This window comes from Mycolicibacter nonchromogenicus (assembly GCF_002101775.1).
GTDB lineage: Bacteria > Actinomycetota > Actinomycetes > Mycobacteriales > Mycobacteriaceae > Mycobacterium > Mycobacterium nonchromogenicum.
The window spans coordinates 153,027-168,149 of sequence record NZ_LQPI01000060.1 but is presented as its reverse complement, the minus strand read 5'-3'; the positions used below and the strand labels follow the sequence as shown (position 1 = coordinate 168,149).

16 protein-coding genes are annotated in these 15,123 nt (G+C 68.0%); 12 read left to right on the top strand and 4 right to left on the bottom strand.

What is annotated here, in order from left to right; genetic code table 11:
• The first annotated feature begins 1 nt into the window (after nt 1).
• Both AWC18_RS16805 and AWC18_RS16800 read left to right on the top strand, forming a co-directional pair.
• Entirely contained in the window at nt 2-556 is a 555-nt protein-coding gene (locus AWC18_RS16805; RefSeq protein WP_085139452.1) for an Rv1078 family RDD domain-containing protein, read from the top strand.
• Nucleotides 553-1,713: a cystathionine gamma-synthase gene (locus tag AWC18_RS16800; RefSeq protein WP_085139451.1), complete on the top strand. Its 1,161-nt coding sequence runs from the start codon at nt 553-555 to the stop codon at nt 1,711-1,713. Before AWC18_RS16805 ends, AWC18_RS16800 begins: the two co-directional genes overlap by 4 nt.
• A 24-nt stretch (nt 1,714-1,737) precedes the next feature.
• Here the strand turns inward: AWC18_RS16800 and greA are convergent, their stop codons facing one another.
• Together greA and AWC18_RS16790 are read right to left on the bottom strand one after the other, a co-directional pair.
• A complete protein-coding gene (greA, locus tag AWC18_RS16795) occupies nt 1,738-2,232 on the bottom strand; it encodes a transcription elongation factor GreA (RefSeq protein WP_064999500.1) in 495 nt (164 codons plus the stop codon).
• 133 nt (nt 2,233-2,365) lie between these two features.
• On the bottom strand, nt 2,366-2,788 hold the full coding sequence (locus tag AWC18_RS16790; RefSeq protein WP_064999501.1) for a DUF4307 domain-containing protein: 423 nt from the start codon (nt 2,786-2,788) through the stop codon (nt 2,366-2,368).
• Nucleotides 2,789-2,944: 156 nt separating this feature from the next.
• Between AWC18_RS16790 and mca the strand changes: the two genes are divergently transcribed.
• From mca to AWC18_RS16770, 4 genes are all read left to right on the top strand, one after another.
• Nucleotides 2,945-3,817, top strand: coding sequence for a mycothiol conjugate amidase Mca (gene mca, locus AWC18_RS16785; protein WP_064999502.1), 873 nt, complete (start codon nt 2,945-2,947; stop codon nt 3,815-3,817).
• A gap of 26 nt (nt 3,818-3,843) precedes the next feature.
• Entirely contained in the window at nt 3,844-4,119 is a 276-nt protein-coding gene (locus tag AWC18_RS16780; RefSeq protein ID WP_420093353.1) for a hypothetical protein, read from the top strand.
• 130 nt (nt 4,120-4,249) lie between these two features.
• Complete coding sequence (locus tag AWC18_RS16775) at nt 4,250-6,310, top strand: thioredoxin domain-containing protein (protein ID WP_064999504.1); 2,061 nt, start codon at nt 4,250-4,252, stop codon at nt 6,308-6,310.
• Nucleotides 6,311-6,320: 10 nt separating this feature from the next.
• Complete coding sequence (locus AWC18_RS16770; protein WP_064999505.1) at nt 6,321-6,704, top strand: nuclear transport factor 2 family protein; 384 nt, start codon at nt 6,321-6,323, stop codon at nt 6,702-6,704.
• Nucleotides 6,705-6,719: 15 nt separating this feature from the next.
• Here AWC18_RS16770 and trhA read toward each other — a convergent pair whose 3' ends face one another.
• Complete coding sequence (trhA, locus tag AWC18_RS16765; RefSeq protein WP_064999506.1) at nt 6,720-7,433, bottom strand: PAQR family membrane homeostasis protein TrhA; 714 nt, start codon at nt 7,431-7,433, stop codon at nt 6,720-6,722.
• A 75-nt stretch (nt 7,434-7,508) separates the two neighbouring features.
• On the opposite strand from trhA, the gene AWC18_RS16760 reads away from it, so the two are divergent.
• Together AWC18_RS16760 and AWC18_RS22245 are read left to right on the top strand one after the other, a co-directional pair.
• A complete protein-coding gene (locus tag AWC18_RS16760; RefSeq protein ID WP_109560120.1) occupies nt 7,509-8,309 on the top strand; it encodes a (2Z,6E)-farnesyl diphosphate synthase in 801 nt (266 codons plus the stop codon).
• 115 nt (nt 8,310-8,424) lie between these two features.
• Nucleotides 8,425-9,009 (top strand): DUF732 domain-containing protein, encoded by a 585-nt coding sequence (locus tag AWC18_RS22245; RefSeq protein ID WP_064999507.1) that lies wholly within the window; start codon nt 8,425-8,427, stop codon nt 9,007-9,009.
• A gap of 48 nt (nt 9,010-9,057) precedes the next feature.
• Here the strand turns inward: AWC18_RS22245 and coaA are convergent, their stop codons facing one another.
• Nucleotides 9,058-9,996 carry a type I pantothenate kinase gene (gene coaA, locus AWC18_RS16750; RefSeq protein WP_064999528.1) on the bottom strand — a complete coding sequence of 313 codons (939 nt, stop codon included), beginning with the start codon at nt 9,994-9,996 and terminating at the stop codon, nt 9,058-9,060.
• Nucleotides 9,997-10,041: 45 nt separating this feature from the next.
• Between coaA and AWC18_RS16745 the strand changes: the two genes are divergently transcribed.
• From AWC18_RS16745 to phoH2, 4 genes are all read left to right on the top strand, one after another.
• Nucleotides 10,042-11,265, top strand: a complete 1,224-nt coding sequence (locus AWC18_RS16745; protein WP_085139450.1) for a DUF885 domain-containing protein — start codon at nt 10,042-10,044, stop codon at nt 11,263-11,265.
• Between the two features lie 155 nt (nt 11,266-11,420).
• Nucleotides 11,421-12,695: a serine hydroxymethyltransferase gene (gene glyA, locus AWC18_RS16740; protein WP_076047962.1), complete on the top strand. Its 1,275-nt coding sequence runs from the start codon at nt 11,421-11,423 to the stop codon at nt 12,693-12,695.
• An 85-nt stretch (nt 12,696-12,780) separates the two neighbouring features.
• A complete protein-coding gene (locus AWC18_RS16735) occupies nt 12,781-13,608 on the top strand; it encodes an acyl-ACP desaturase (RefSeq protein ID WP_064999509.1) in 828 nt (275 codons plus the stop codon).
• Between the two features lie 193 nt (nt 13,609-13,801).
• Complete coding sequence (gene phoH2 / locus AWC18_RS16730) at nt 13,802-15,109, top strand: RNA 5'-3' helicase PhoH2 (protein ID WP_085139449.1); 1,308 nt, start codon at nt 13,802-13,804, stop codon at nt 15,107-15,109.
• The last annotated feature ends 14 nt before the right edge of the window (nt 15,110-15,123 follow it).

Sequence of the window (15,123 nt, the reverse complement as noted above, 5' to 3'; positions counted from 1 at the left end):
ATTGCCGCCCCCGCCGCCTGGGAATTACCCGCCGCCCCCTCCGGGCTACGGCGCATACCAGGGCGCGGGCGGCAACCCGGTGGGCCAGTTGCCGCAAGACGCCTACACCCCCTGGCTGACTCGCGTCGGCGCGTACTTCATCGACTTCTTTCCAGTCCTGCTGCTCTACGGCATTCCGTCGATGATCGCCGGAACCACCGCCGACAAGGAGTGCATCACCAGCCCCGAAGGATTCGCCTGCACCGTCACACCGTCGGCCACCGGGTCGACACTGATGTTCCTCGGCTGGCTGGCCGCACTCGCCTACGGGATCTGGAACTTCGGCTATCGGCAGGGCACCACCGGCTCGAGCATCGGGAAGTCGGTGCTGAAGTTCAAGGTGGTCTCCGAAACCACCGGCCAGCCCATCGGATTCGGGATGTCGGTGGTGCGCCAGTTGGCACACATCATCGACAGCGCGATCTTGGGCATCGGCTACCTGTTCCCACTGTGGGACGCCAAACGCCAGACGATCGCTGACAAGATCATGACCACCGTCTGCCTGCCGATCCATTGAGTCAGAAGCAGCCGCACAGCGATACCGGCCTGTCCACCACGGCGATCCACGCCGGGTTCCGCCCGGATCCGGCGACCGGGGCCGTCAACGTACCGATCTACGCCAGCAGCACCTTCGCCCAAGACGGCGTCGGCTGGCTGCGTGGCGGATTTGAGTACGCGCGCACCGGCAATCCGACCCGGGCCGCCCTGGAGACCGCGCTGGCCGCGGTGGAGCGTGGCCGATTCGGCCGGGCATTCGGTTCGGGGATGGCCGCCACGGACTGCGCGTTGCGGTCGATACTGCGCCCCGGCGACCACCTGATCATTCCCGACGACGCCTACGGGGGCACGTTCCGGCTGATCGACAAGGTCTTCACGCAGTGGGGTGTGGCGCACACCCCGGTGGCGCTGTCGGACCTGGATGCGGTCCGCGGGGCGGTAACCAGCAAAACCAAGCTGATCTGGGTGGAGACCCCGACCAACCCGCTGCTGTCGATCGCCGACATCGCGGGGATCGCGGCCATCGGCAAAGAAACCGGCGCAAAGGTCCTGGTGGACAACACCTTCGCCTCGCCCGCGCTGCAACAGCCGCTGACACTGGGCGCCGACGTGGTGTTGCATTCGACCACCAAGTACATCGGTGGCCACTCCGACGTGGTGGGCGGTGCGCTGGTCACCGACGATGAGGAACTCGACGCGGCATTCGCGTTCCTGCAGAACGGTGCCGGGGCCGTGCCCGGCCCCTTCGACACCTACCTGACCTACCGAGGCCTGAAGACCTTGGTGCTGCGGATGCAGCGGCACAGCGAGAACGCCACCGCGGTCGCCGAATTCCTCAACGGCCATCCGGCCGTGAGCCGGGTGCTCTACCCGGGGCTGCCCGAGCACCCCGGCCACCATGTCGCCGCGGCGCAGATGCGCGGGTTCGGCGGCATGGTGTCGGTTCGGATGCGTGGTGGCCGAGCCGCCGCCGAGAAGCTGTGCGCCGGAACCGAGATCTTCATCCTGGCCGAGTCGCTGGGCGGAGTGGAGTCGCTGATCGAGCTACCCGGCGCGATGACGCATGCGTCGACGGCGGGTTCGCAACTCGAGGTTCCCGACGACTTGGTACGCCTGTCGGTGGGTATCGAGGACATCGACGACCTGATCGCCGATCTCAAGCAGGCGCTGGACTAGACGCGGTCGAGCCCTGCCACGGGCTCAGGAGTGGTAGGGCTCCGCGCTGACCAGGGTCACCTTGACGGTCTTGCCGCTGGGCACCGTGTAGCTGCGCTCCTCGCCCACCTTGGCGCCCAGCAGGGCGTGGCCGAGCGGTGAGTTCGGCGAATACACCTCGAGCTTGTCGACGTTGACGCCCTCCTGGCGGGTGGCGATCAGGAAGGTCTCGGTGTCGGACTTGTCGCCGTCGTAATAGACCGTGACCACCGAGCCCGGCAAGGCCACGCCGGACTGCGTCGGAGCCTCGCCGACCTTGGCGTTGTTGAGCAACTCCTGCAGTTGTCGGATGCGGGCCTCCTGCTGGCCCTGCTCCTCACGTGCGGCGTGGTAGCCGCCGTTCTCGCGCAGGTCGCCTTCTTCGCGACGGTCGTTGATCTCCGCGGCGATCACCGGACGGTTCGCGATCAACTGGTCGAGCTCGGCCTTGAGCCGGTCGTGTGACTCCTGCGTCAACCAGGTCACCTGGGTGTCCGTCATCTCACTGCGCTCCTTGTGTCGTCGGATCCGGCGCCGTTCGGCAGCGGGCGACGTCGTTGTGATGCGGCCTGTTAATGCAGCAATACACGGTCCCAACTGGAACCGTGTATCCGTACAGGATAGCACCGCGGCATCATGCCGATTTTAGATAAGAGGGGATGTCGTTGCCGCAACCATAGACGTCGCCCATGACAGGTGGCTGTGAGGATTTCACGGTTGTCGTGACCTGCACGGTGGCCGACTCCGACGGGGGAATCAGCACTTCACGCCGCCCAGTCTCGCTGCCGTCCAGGGATCGCACTCGAACGATGCAGGCCGCCGGGCGAGACGGGTCGGATCGAGTCACGCTGAACTTAACCGAGACCGTCTGATCGTCGAGCACTTCGAAGCCGTACAGCTCGCCCTTGACCTCCGCGGTGGCAAAACGCTGGTAACCCACCACCGCGAGGGCCGCGACGGTGGCGATCGCCAGTGCGGCCAGTGCGATCGCCAATAACCGGCGGGGCAGGGCGCTGCCCTGGGTATTCCCGTATCGGGCCGGCTTGGGGGTGGTCATCGTCAGGTGTGTCCCATGGGTCGACGGTGGAGTAGACAGCGATTACCGCACCCGCCGCAGGTGGTGTAACGATGGGGGCCGGAAACCATCTGGAACTATAGGCGTCCGGTCCGGGGTTTCGGCAGGAGGAACCGGGAGGGAACGGGGAATGTGCGCATGAGTGGACTGCGGTTGATGGCGGTGCATGCCCACCCCGACGACGAGTCCAGCAAGGGCGCGGCAACACTGGCTCGCTACACCGCCGAGGGGCACCGGGTGATGGTGGTGACGCTGACCGGCGGCGAGCGCGGCGACATCCTCAACCCCGCGATGGACCTCCCCGATGTGCACGGTCGCATCGCTGAGATCCGGCGCGACGAGATGGCCAAGGCCGCCGAGATCCTCGGGGTCGAACATCACTGGCTGGGTTTCATCGACTCCGGCCTGCCCAAGGGAGACCCGCTGCCGCCACTGCCCGACGACTGCTTTGCGCTGGTGCCGCTGGAGGTGTCGACTGAAGCCCTAGTGCGCGCGGTGCGCGAGTTCCGTCCGCATGTGATGACCACCTACGACGAGAACGGCGGTTACCCGCACCCCGATCACATCCGGTGCCACCAGGTGTCGGTGGCCGCGTTCGAGGCCGCCGGCGACTACCGCCGCTACCCGGATGCCGGCGAGCCCTGGACCGTCTCCAAGCTCTATTACAACCACGGGTTCCTGCGGCAACGGATGCAACTGCTCCAAGACGAGTTCGCCCGCAACGGCACGGTCGGGCCGTTCGCCAAATGGCTGGAGCACTGGCAACCCGACCATGACGTGTTCGCCGCCCGGGTGACCACCCGCGTCGAATGCGCCGACTACTTCAGCCAGCGTGACGACGCGCTGCGCGCGCACGCCACCCAGATCGACCCCAACGGCGACTTCTTCGCCGCGCCGATCGAGTGGCAGCAGCGACTCTGGCCGACCGAGGAGTTCGAGCTGGCTCGGTCCCGGGTGCCGGTTACGCTGCCGGAGACGGACCTGTTCGCCGGGATCGAGGACAACGGATGAACCACGCTGTGCTGACTGTGTTGTGGATGGCGGCCGACAACATCGTGGCCGACGGCGTGCCACGCGATACCGGGCCGGATTTCGGCAAGGCCAGCCCGTTCGGCCTGTTGGTCATTGTGCTGCTGATGCTCGGCACGTTCGCGCTGGTGCGGTCGATGAACCGGCAGCTGAAGAAACTGCCGGAATCGTTCGACCCGGACCACCCTGCCGCGGACCAAGCCGCCGACGAGGGCACCGTCGGCCCCGTTCCGTCCGGCGATCTCCCCGATGACGGGCCGGGATCAGCGCGGAAACAGCCATAGCGGCTCTGACATCTTCCTAACGCAGGATTCGCAGCCGCCCCTTCGGCTTTCGTCCTGGTTGTTGTGGCCCACCCGGGTCAGTGGTAGCTCTTAAGTGCCGGCCGGCGTCGATCAGGATTAGCGTGGATGGATGGCCAACCGTCTCGCAGCGTCCGCCAGCCCCTACCTGCGTCAACACGCCGACAACCCGGTGGATTGGTGGGAGTGGACGCCTGAGGCGCTGGCCCAGGCCGCGCAACGCGACGTGCCCATCCTGCTGTCGGTCGGCTACGCGGCCTGCCATTGGTGTCATGTGATGGCGCACGGCTCGTTCGAGGACGCTGAGGTGGCGGCGGCGATGAACGCAGGCTTCGTGTGCATCAAGGTCGACCGGGAGGAGCGCCCGGACATCGACGCGATCTACATGACCGCCACCCAGGCCCTGACCGGGCGTGGCGGCTGGCCGATGACCTGCTTCCTGACTCCGGATGGCCGGCCGTTCTACTGTGGCACGTACTACCCCAAAGATGCCTTCCTGAACCTGCTTTCGGCGATCACTGCCACCTGGAACGAACGCCGCGGCGAAGTCGAGGAGGCATCGGACAACATCGCCGCCGAGTTGCGCTCGATGGCGGCCGGGCCGCCGGGGGAGGGGCCGCCGGTCGACGCGATGCTGTGCGACGCCGCGGTGGCCGCGGTGCTGCGTGACGAGGACACTGCGCACGGCGGATTCGGCGGTGCGCCGAAGTTCCCGCCGTCGGCGCTGCTGGAAACGCTGCTCCGTCACCACGAACGGACGGGGGACCGGTCGGCGCTTCAGGCGGTGCAGCGTGCCGGCGCGGCAATGGCCCGCGGCGGAATCTATGACCAGCTCGCCGGCGGATTCGCCCGCTACAGCGTCGACAACGCCTGGGTGGTACCGCATTTCGAGAAGATGCTGTACGACAACGCATTGCTGTTGCGGGCCTACGCGCACTGGGCCCGGCGCACCGGTGATCCGCTGGCCACGCGGGTGACCGCTGAGACGGCCCGATTCCTGCTGACGGATCTGTCCGGCGACGGGATGTTCATCTCGTCGCTGGACGCCGACGCCGACGGGCAGGAGGGCTTGACCTACGTGTGGACCCCCGAACAGCTGACCGCGGTTCTCGGCGCCGAGGACGGCGCTTGGGCCGCAGAGGTTTTCGGGGTGACGGCGGAGGGCACATTCGAGACCGGCGGTTCAGCGAGGCTCGACGAAGGAGAGGGGAAGCTGGGGCCGCCGAATGGCTCAGGCAGTTCGGTGCTGCAGCTTCCGGTCGATCCCGATCCGCAGCGCCTTGAGCGGGTGCGCCGGCTGCTGCTGGATGCTCGTCGGTCCCGGCCGCAGCCCGGGCGCGACGCCAAAGTGGTGACAGCCTGGAACGGCATGGCGATCACCGCGTTGGCCGAAGCTGCTGTGGCACTGGGGGATCCGAGCCTGACCGCCGCGGCCCAAGAGTGTGCCGGCAAGCTGCTCGAGATGCACCTGATCGACGGTCGGCTACGGCGGGCCAGCCTGGTCGGCCGGGTGTCCGACAGCGCAGCGATCCTGGAGGACTACGGTGCGCTGGCCACCGGACTGCTCAGCCTGTATCAGCTCAACGGTGAGCAGCGCCTGCTCGATGCCGCCACCGATCTGCTCGACACCGCGCTGGCCCACTTCGCCGATCCGAACACCCCGGGGCGCTGGTTCGACACCGCCGACGACGCCGAAGCCCTGATGTTGCGCCCCAGCGACCCGACGGACGGTGCCACCCCGTCGGGCGCGGCGCTGATCACCGAGGCGCTGCTGACCGCGGCCCATCTGGCCCCCGCGGACCGCGGCGAGCGCTACCGCCAGGCGGCCACCGACGCACTGGCCGCGCACGCCGTGCTGCTGGAGCGGGCGCCGCGCGCGGTCGGGCACTGGCTCGGTATCGCCGAGGCCTACGTGCGCGGTCCGCTGCAGATCGCCGTGGCCTGCACCGGCCCGGATTCTGAGCTGTTGGCGCAGGCGCGCCGGCTGGCTCCCGGCGGGACGATCGTGGTCGGCGGGGCGGCGGATTCGTCTGAGCTGCTGCGCGGACGAGACCTGGTCAACGGCGCCGACGCGGCCTATGTCTGCCGGGGCCCGGTGTGCGACTTGCCGGTGGGCAGCGCGGCGGGGTTGGCCGCCGCCCTGGAAGTGCCCGCGAATCCGACCTCCGTGTAACGTGCGGCACATGACGAGTGCACCGGACAAGTCCCAGGCCATCACCGAGACCGTCCACCGCTACATCGAGCTGGTCGGCGGCGGCGACGCCGACGCGCTGGTTGAGCTGTACGCGGCCGACGCCACCGTGGAGGACCCGGTGGGCGGTGGGGTGCACATCGGCCACCAGGCCATTCGCAACTTCTACTCGGCCATCACCGGTCTGGAACGCAAGTCGGAGCTGGTGACGCTGCGGGTCGCCGGAAACGAGGCGGCGTTCCACTTCGCGCTGACCATCACCAACGGTGACCACCGGATGCGCATCGAGCCCATCGACGTGATGGTGTTCGACGGCGACGGCAAGATCTCCGGCATGAAGGCCTACTGGTCGGCGGAGAACATCACCCACCTGTAGGCCCCGGCCAGACAGCTAGTACAGCGCCGCGAACCAGATCGCGATGTACTGGCAGACCGCGGCCAAAGCGGTGCAGGCGTGGAAGAACTCGTGGTAGCCGAACGTCTCGGGCCAGGGGTCGGGCCACTTCAGCGCGTACATGATCGCGCCGATGCTGTAGAGCGCGCCGCCCACGGCCAGCAGCACCATCGCCGCCACGCCGGCGTTATGCATGATCGTGGCGATGAAAAACGCCGACACCCAGCCCAGCATCAGGTAGAGCGGTACGCCGACCCACTTCGGTGCCGTCGGCCAGCACAGTTTCAGCACCGCGCCGGCCAGCGCCCCGCCCCACACGATCGTCATCACCAGCCGCTCCTGGGCGCCGTGGTCCATCGCCAACAGCGCGAACGGCGTGTAGGTGCCCGCGATGAAGATGAAGATCATCGCGTGGTCGAGCCGCTTCATGCGGATCCTGGCGGCGACTGTCTTCCACGTGATCCGGTGATAGGTCGCGCTGACCGCGAACATGCCGACCACCGAGATGGAGTAGGCCACCGACGCCAATCCGGCCTCGAGCCCGGCCAGCGGCCAGGTCACAGCGACTAGGGCGATCCCGGCGATCAGGGCCACGATGGCCGACACGAAATGAATCCAGCCGCGCGCCCGCGGCTTGGTGTGCGGTGCGGTCGCGCCGGCCTGCGGACCGGGTGGATTCGGCTCGGCGATGATGTCGGTGTGGGTGCTCATGGACCTTCCTGAACTCCATGCGGATCCCGGACTGATTCCCGTCACTGCTTGAAGATCACAGTAGTCTGGGTTTTCGTGGCAATCATCCCGGCGCGCATGAAAGAGCCGCTGTACCGGATCTACGAACTGCGTCTCCGGCAGGGCCTGGCGGCGTCGCGGTCGAATCTGCCCCGCCACATCGCCGTTCTCTGCGACGGTAACCGGCGATGGGCGCGCGATGCCGGCTACGAGGACGTCAGCTACGGCTACCGGATGGGCGCGGCCAAGATCGCCGAGATGCTGCGCTGGTGCGCTGACGCGGGCATCGAGATGGCCACCGTCTACCTGCTGTCCACGGAGAACCTGCAGCGCGACCCCGCCGAACTGGCCGCGCTCATCGAGATCATCACCGACGTGGTGGAGGAGATCTGCGCGCCGGCGAACCGGTGGACCGTGCGCACCGTGGGGGACCTGACTCTGCTGGGCGAGGAGCCGGCTCGCCGTCTGCGGGAGGCCGTCGAAAGTACCGCGACCACGGACGGCGGGGCCTCACGCCTGCACGTCAACGTCGCGGTCGGCTACGGCGGCAGGCAGGAGATCGTCGACGCCGTGCGCAGCCTGCTCGGCAAGCACCTGGCCAACGGCGCCACGGCTGAGGAACTCGTCGACGCGGTGACCGTCGAGGGGATCTCGGAGAACCTTTACACGTCGGGCCAGCCCGACCCGGACCTGGTGATCCGCACCTCCGGGGAGCAGCGGCTGTCGGGCTTCCTGTTGTGGCAGAGCGCCTACTCGGAGATGTGGTTCACCGAGGCGCACTGGCCGGCGTTTCGCCGGGTCGACTTCCTGCGGGCGTTGCGCGACTACAGCGTGCGGCACCGCAGATTCGGTCGGTAGCGCGGTCTGCGCGGCGTGCTGCGCGCTGACGCATCACCGCGGGTTGCGCTGCCTGAGTTGACTTGCCGCCCACTAATCGTGTCGCCACGGGTGTCACCGTCTACAGTTTTCTCCCATGAAGTGGCGGCTGGCGGCGATGACGCTGATTCCCGGAACTCTGATCTACGCCGCTGCGCCGGCGCAGGCCGACGAGGCGAGTTACCTCAGCTACCTTGATTCGCACGGCTTCAAGTACGGGAACAGTCCCGGGCTGAGCACCTCGTCCGGGGCGGTGCAGTTCGGCAAGATCATCTGCGAGAACCTGCAGAAGGGTCGCCCGGCCAAGGACCGGTTCGGCGCCAAGGTCGCCGACGGTGTCACCAAGGTCATGATCGACGGGGCGCAGAAAGAACTGTGCCCGGACACCTTGACTCCCGCTGCCAACCCATCGACGCCGGCGGCACCGCCACCGGGTGATGGCGCGCCGGCGCCTGAGGCTCCGCCCCCGGGTTTCCCGCCTCCGCCGGAATTCCCTCCGCCCCCGGGTTTCCCGCCGCCTCCGCAATTCCCGCCGCCGCCGGAATTCCCGCCGCCGGCCTTCCCGGGGCTGCCGGGCTTCGGGCCGCCGCCCGAGCCCGCACCCGCGGCGGGGTTGCCCCCGCCGGGCGAGCCCGTGCCTCCGCCGGGACAGCCCCAGCCGGGCACCGCGACGCAGCCATAGCGCCCGGCGGATGGCGGCGACCCGCTGCTTGCGATCGCCGGCAACAACCTAGAGCTTGCGCAGCCGCAGCCTGTTGATGGAGTGATCGGCGTCCTTGCGCAGCACCAGGGTCGCTCGCGGCCGGGTGGGCAGGATGTTCTCGATCAGGTTGGGCCGGTTGATCGAGCGCCAGATGTCGCGCGCGGCAGCCACCGCCTGCTGATCATTGAGGGCTGCGTAGTGGTGGAAATGCGAGTCGGGGTTGGCGAACGAGGTGGAGCGCATCGCCAGGAACCGCGCGACGTACCAGTGCTCGATGTCTTCGACCCGGGCGTCGACGTAGAGCGAGAAGTCGAACAGGTCCGAGACCATCAGCGTCGGTCCGGTCTGCAGAACGTTGAGGCCTTCGAGGATCAAGATGTCGGGGTGGCGGACCACCTGCTTGGCGCTGGGAACGATGTCGTAGCTCAGGTGTGAGTACACCGGCGCGCACACGTAGTCGGCGCCGGATTTCACCGAGGTGACAAACCGCATCAGCGCGCGGCGGTTGTAGCTTTCCGGAAACCCTTTGCGGTGCATCAGGTTCCTGCGCGCCAACTCCTGGTTGGGGTAGAGGAACCCGTCGGTGGTGACCAGATCCACCCGGGGGTGGTGATCCCAGCGGGCCAGCAGTGCCTGCAGCACACGGGCTGTGGTCGACTTCCCGACCGCCACACTGCCGGCCACCCCGATGATGAACGGCACCGGCCGGTCGGGGCTCTGATCGTTCTCGCCGAGGAACTCCGCTGTCGCGGCGAACAGCTGCTGGCGGGCGGCGACCTGCAGGTGCAACAGACGCGCGAGGGGTAGATAGACCTCTTCGACCTCCAACAGGTCGACCTGCTCACCGAGGCCGCGCAGGGCGACAACTTCTTCTTCGGTGAGTGGCATTGGCGTCGACATACGCAATGTCCGCCACTGACGTCGGTCGAACTCCACGTATGGACTCGGCTCGCTAAGCCGCCGCATGACCATACAGTCTTGCAGGAACCGCTGCGGTTAGCCTGATCGGGTATGGAGCACGCCGCATTGATCCGCGAATACCTGTTGCTCGGTCTGCGCTTCGACCGCATCGAGCAGGGGTATGTCGACGCCTTCACCGGCGACCCCGAGCTGCAGCGACTGGTCGCCGACGAGCCCACACCCAACCCGTCGGACCTGGCCCGTCAGGCCGAGAAACTGGTCGCGGCGCTGCCCGGCGGCCTCGATCCGGCGCGCGCTGAGTACCTGCGGGTACATCTGCGGGCGCTGGCGTGCGCCGGGCGCAAGTTCGCCGGCGAGCAGGTCGGTTTTGTCGATGAGGTGCGCGACTACTTCGACGTCGAGATCGTCAAGGGCGACCCCGACCGGTATCGCCAGGCACACGCCCGCCTCGACGAGGCGCTGGGCGGGTCCGGTCCGTTGGCCGAGCGCATGGCCGAGCACCGGAGGGCCGAAGAGATTCCGCCGGAGCGCCTGGAGGCGGCCATCCACGCGTTCTCCTCGGCGCTGCGGGACCGGGTGCGGGCACATTTCCCGCTGCCGGAGACCGAAACCATCACCTACGAGGTGGTCACCGACAAACCGTGGTCGGGGTTCAACTACTACCGCGGCGGCTACCAGTCCACCGTGGCGGTCAACGCCGACCTCAAACAGTTGATGTCGAATCTGCCGCGCTTGGTGGCCCACGAGTCCTACCCGGGACATCACACCGAGCACTGCCGCAAGGAGGCCGGGCTGGTGGAAAAGCTCGGCCAGGCCGAGCAGACCATCTTCCTGGTCAATACGCCGCAATGCCTGATGGCTGAGGGACTGGCTGACTTGGCGCTGTATGCCGCCGTCGGTCCGGGCTGGGGCGCCTGGGCGGCCGAGATCTACGCCGACTTGGGCTTGCCGTTCGACGGTGCGCGGGCCGAAGCGGTGTCCGAGGCCGCCGCGGCGCTGGCAGACGTCCGCCAAGATGCGGCGCTGATGCTGCACGACGAGCACCGCGACGCCGACGAGGTGGTCGACTACCTGCGGCGCTGGCTGCTGGTCCCCGAGGACCGGGCCCGCCAGAGCCTGCGGTTCCTGTCCTCGCCGCTGTGGCGGGCCTACACCTCGACCTATGTGGAGGGCTACCGGCTGCTGCGCGGGTGGCTCGACGCCGCACCGCCCGGGGTGAGTCTCACCGAGCGGTTCCGTCGGCTGCTCGACGAGCCGCTGACGCCGTCGAGCCTGCGGGCGGAGCTGACGCCCGCGACCCGGCCGGTGGGGTGAGTGTGCGGTTTTACACACCGGACCTCGTGATTTGCGGATAAATCCGCACAGTCGGCGCCGAGACAGCGATCGCTGGCCTGCGGCAATCGGGTGAAGTTCCGCGTGCCAGACTGGAGGGCGTGACTGCTGCACCGAACACCCGCCCCGCATCCACCCTGTCGACTCCACTGGCCGAGCTCGACCCCGACATCGCCGAGCTGCTCGGCAAGGAGCTGGGGCGACAGCGCGACACGCTGGAGATGATCGCCTCGGAGAACTTCGTGCCGCGGGCGGTGTTGCAGGCGCAGGGCAGTGTGCTGACCAACAAGTACGCCGAGGGCCTGCCCGGCCGGCGCTACTACGGCGGGTGCGAGCACGTCGACGTGGTGGAGAACATCGCGCGTGACCGTGCCAAGGAGCTGTTCGGCGCCGACTTCGCCAACGTCCAGCCGCACTCGGGTGCACAGGCCAACGCCGCGGTGCTGCAGGCACTGCTGGAGCCCGGCGACCGCCTTCTTGGCCTGGACTTGGCCAACGGGGGACACCTGACCCACGGGATGCGGCTGAACTTCTCCGGCAAGCTCTACGAGAACGCCTTCTACGGCGTGGACGCAGTCACCCACCGCGTGGACATGGACGTCGTCCGGGCACAGGCGCTGGAGTTCAAGCCGAAGGTGATCATCGCCGGCTGGTCGGCCTACCCGCGCATCCTCGACTTCGCCGCGTTCCGCTCGATCGCCGACGAGGTCGGCGCGACGCTGTGGGTGGACATGGCGCACTTCGCCGGTCTGGTGGCCGCCGGGCTGCACCCGTCGCCGGTGCCGCACGCCCAGGTGGTGTCGACCACGGTGCACAAGACGCTCGGGGGGCCGCGGTCCGGTCTGATCGTCGGCAAGAAGGAGTTCGCCAAGCAGATCAACTCGGCGGTCTTCCCGGGTCAGCAGGGCGGTCCGCTGATGCACGTGATCGCCGCCAAAGCCGTCGCGCTCAAGATCGCCGGCACACCCGAGTTCGCTGAGCGTCAGCAGCGGGTGCTGTCCGGCGCGAAGATCATCGCCGAGCGGCTGTTGGCCGCCGACGTGGCCAAGGCCGGTGTCTCGGTGGTCAGCGGAGGCACGGACGTGCACCTGGTGCTCGTCGACCTGCGGGACTCGCCGCTGGACGGCCAGATGGCCGAGGACCTGCTGCACGAGGTCGGCATCACGGTCAACCGCAACGCCGTCCCGAACGACCCGCGGCCGCCGATGGTCACCTCGGGGCTTCGGGTGGGCACCCCGGCGCTGGCTGCCCGTGGTTTCGGCGACGCCGAGTTCACAGAGGTCGCCGATGTCATCGCCACGGCACTGGCGGCCGGGTCGGCCGCTGACGTGCCGGCGCTGCGGGCCCGGGTCGCCAAGCTGGCGCAGGACTTCCCGCTGTACGACGGTCTGGAGGACTGGAAGCTCGCCTGACCGCAGCGGGCCGCCCCGCCAGGGGCGCGAAACACGCCGCCCCCGAGTTGACAAGATAGTGTGAATTCGGGTTACAGTTACTTTCATGGCTGAACGTCCCGTTGCTAATGCACTGATCCTGGAACTGGAACCCGTGGTCGGCGCCAACTTGGCCCGGCACATCGACACGGTGGACCCGTGGTACGCGCACGACTTCGTGCCGTTCGAGCAGGGCCAGAACTTCGCGTTTCTCGGCGGCAAGGACTGGGACCCGTCACAGGTCACGCTGCCCAAGGTGATCACCGACGCCCTTGAGATCCTGCTCGTCGAGAAGGACAGCCTGGCCGGCTACCACCGCGAGTTCGTCGAGCACTTCATCCTCGAAGACAAGTGGGGCCGCTGGATCGGCCGCTGGACCGCTGAGGAGCACCTGCACGCCATCGCGCTGCGGGAGTACCTCATCGTGACCCGGGAAATCGACCCCGACGAGAACGAGCGTGTCCGCATGGAGCACGTGCAGAAGGGCTACCGCGCCGACCACTACAGCCAGGTCGAGACGCTGGTGTTCATGGCCTTCTACGAGCGCGCCTGCGCCGAGTTCTCCCGCAACCTGGCCGACCAGATCGATGAGCCGGTGCTCAAGGCGCTGATCGCTCGGATCGCCGGCGACGAGGAACGGCACGAGGAGTTCTTCTCGAACCTGGTCGCGCACTGCCTGGATTACGTGCACGACGAGACGGTGGCCGCGATCGCCGCCCGGGCCGCCGAGCTCAAGATCGTCGGCGCCGACATCGATGCCTACGCCGACCGGCAGGCCGGACTCGCCGAAGCGGGCATCTTCGGACCCGACCAGTTGCGCCGGGTGATCTCCGACCGAATCAGCGCCTGGGGCTTGGCCGCCAACCCCGATCTGAAGTCGTTCGTCATCGGCTGAGAACTCCGGCGCGCCTGCACAGCGCGCACGCGCCGACGGGGGTACCGTCGCAATCGATGGCCTGCCAAAACGCTTCGCCGTCTCATCGGCACAACCGGTCGTGTTTGCGACAGGACCGGCCCCGGTCCTGTGCCGTGCACCCCGTCGAACTGTTCGCGCGGGGTCGCGCGTGCCCTCACCGCTGGAGCGCTTAGTGCCTGAAATCCGGACGTACGTGCTCGACACCTCCGTACTGCTGTCGGACCCGTGGGCTTGCACCCGGTTCGCCGAACACGAGGTTGTCGTCCCACTGGTGGTAATCAGCGAGTTGGAGGCCAAGCGCCACCACCACGAGCTCGGCTGGTTCGCCCGCCAGGCGCTGCGCATCTTCGACGACATGCGACTAGAGCACGGACGGCTTGACCAGCCCATTCCCGTTGGGACACAGGGCGGCACGTTGCACGTCGAGCTCAATCACAGTGATCCCGCGGTGCTGCCGACCGGGTTCCGCACCGACAGCAACGACTCCCGGATTCTGACCTGCGCGGCCAACCTGGCGGCTGAGGGCCGACGGGTCACTTTGGTGAGCAAGGACATTCCGCTGCGAGTCAAGGCGGCCGCGCTGGGCCTGGCCGCCGACGAGTACCACGCCCAGGACGTGGTGGTCTCCGGCTGGACCGGAATGGATGAGGTCGACGCGTCTGTCGAGGACATCGACGCGCTGTTCGACGAAGGCGAGATCGACCTGGCTGTCGCTCGGGACCTGCCGTGCCACACCGGAATCCGGCTTCTGGCCGGCAGCTCGCATGCGTTGGGGCGGGTCAACGCCGCCAAGCGGGTGCAGCTGGTCCGCGGCGACCGGGAGGCGTTCGGTCTGCGCGGGCGCTCCGCCGAGCAGCGGGTGGCGCTGGATCTGCTGCTCGACGAATCGGTGGGCATCGTCTCGCTGGGCGGTAAGGCGGGCACCGGTAAGTCCGCGCTGGCGCTGTGCGCCGGTCTGGAGGCGGTCTTGGAGCGGCGCATCCAGCGCAAAGTGGTGGTGTTCCGCCCGCTCTACGCCGTCGGCGGTCAGGAACTGGGCTACCTGCCGGGCAGTGAGAGCGACAAGATGGGGCCCTGGGCCCAAGCCGTGTTCGACACCCTGGAAGGGCTGGCCAGCCCAGCGGTGCTCGAGGAGGTGCTGTCACGCGGCATGCTCGAGGTCCTGCCGCTGACGCACATCCGCGGCCGCTCGCTGCACGACTCGTTCGTGATCGTCGACGAAGCGCAATCGCTGGAGCGCAACGTGCTGCTCACGGTGCTTTCGCGGCTGGGCACCGGGTCGCGGGTGGTGCTCACCCACGACGTCGCGCAGCGCGACAACCTGCGGGTCGGCCGGCACGACGGTATCGCCGCGGTGATCGAGAAGCTCAAGGGCCACCCGCTGTTCGCGCACATCACCCTGCTGCGCAGCGAACGCTCGCCGATCGCCGCGCTGGTCACCGAGATGCTCGAGGAGATCAGCGGACCCGACCTGGGGTGAGCCCCCGGTAGGCT

Excerpts from the sequence above, each read along its gene's own strand:
- trhA (WP_064999506.1), bottom strand. The coding sequence starts at position 7,433 with ATGAGCACCCACACCGACATCATCGCCGAGCCGAATCCACCCGGTCCG.
- AWC18_RS16735 (WP_064999509.1), top strand. The coding sequence starts at position 12,781 with ATGGCTGAACGTCCCGTTGCTAATGCACTGATCCTGGAACTGGAACCC.
- AWC18_RS16775 (WP_064999504.1), top strand. The coding sequence starts at position 4,250 with ATGGCCAACCGTCTCGCAGCGTCCGCCAGCCCCTACCTGCGTCAACAC.
- AWC18_RS16770 (WP_064999505.1), top strand. The coding sequence starts at position 6,321 with ATGACGAGTGCACCGGACAAGTCCCAGGCCATCACCGAGACCGTCCAC.
- AWC18_RS22245 (WP_064999507.1), top strand. The coding sequence starts at position 8,425 with ATGAAGTGGCGGCTGGCGGCGATGACGCTGATTCCCGGAACTCTGATC.
- AWC18_RS16780 (WP_420093353.1), top strand. The coding sequence starts at position 3,844 with ATGGCGGCCGACAACATCGTGGCCGACGGCGTGCCACGCGATACCGGG.
- greA (WP_064999500.1), bottom strand. The coding sequence starts at position 2,232 with ATGACGGACACCCAGGTGACCTGGTTGACGCAGGAGTCACACGACCGG.
- mca (WP_064999502.1), top strand. The coding sequence starts at position 2,945 with ATGAGTGGACTGCGGTTGATGGCGGTGCATGCCCACCCCGACGACGAG.
- AWC18_RS16790 (WP_064999501.1), bottom strand. The coding sequence starts at position 2,788 with ATGACCACCCCCAAGCCGGCCCGATACGGGAATACCCAGGGCAGCGCC.
- coaA (WP_064999528.1), bottom strand. The coding sequence starts at position 9,996 with ATGCGGCGGCTTAGCGAGCCGAGTCCATACGTGGAGTTCGACCGACGT.
- AWC18_RS16745 (WP_085139450.1), top strand. The coding sequence starts at position 10,042 with ATGGAGCACGCCGCATTGATCCGCGAATACCTGTTGCTCGGTCTGCGC.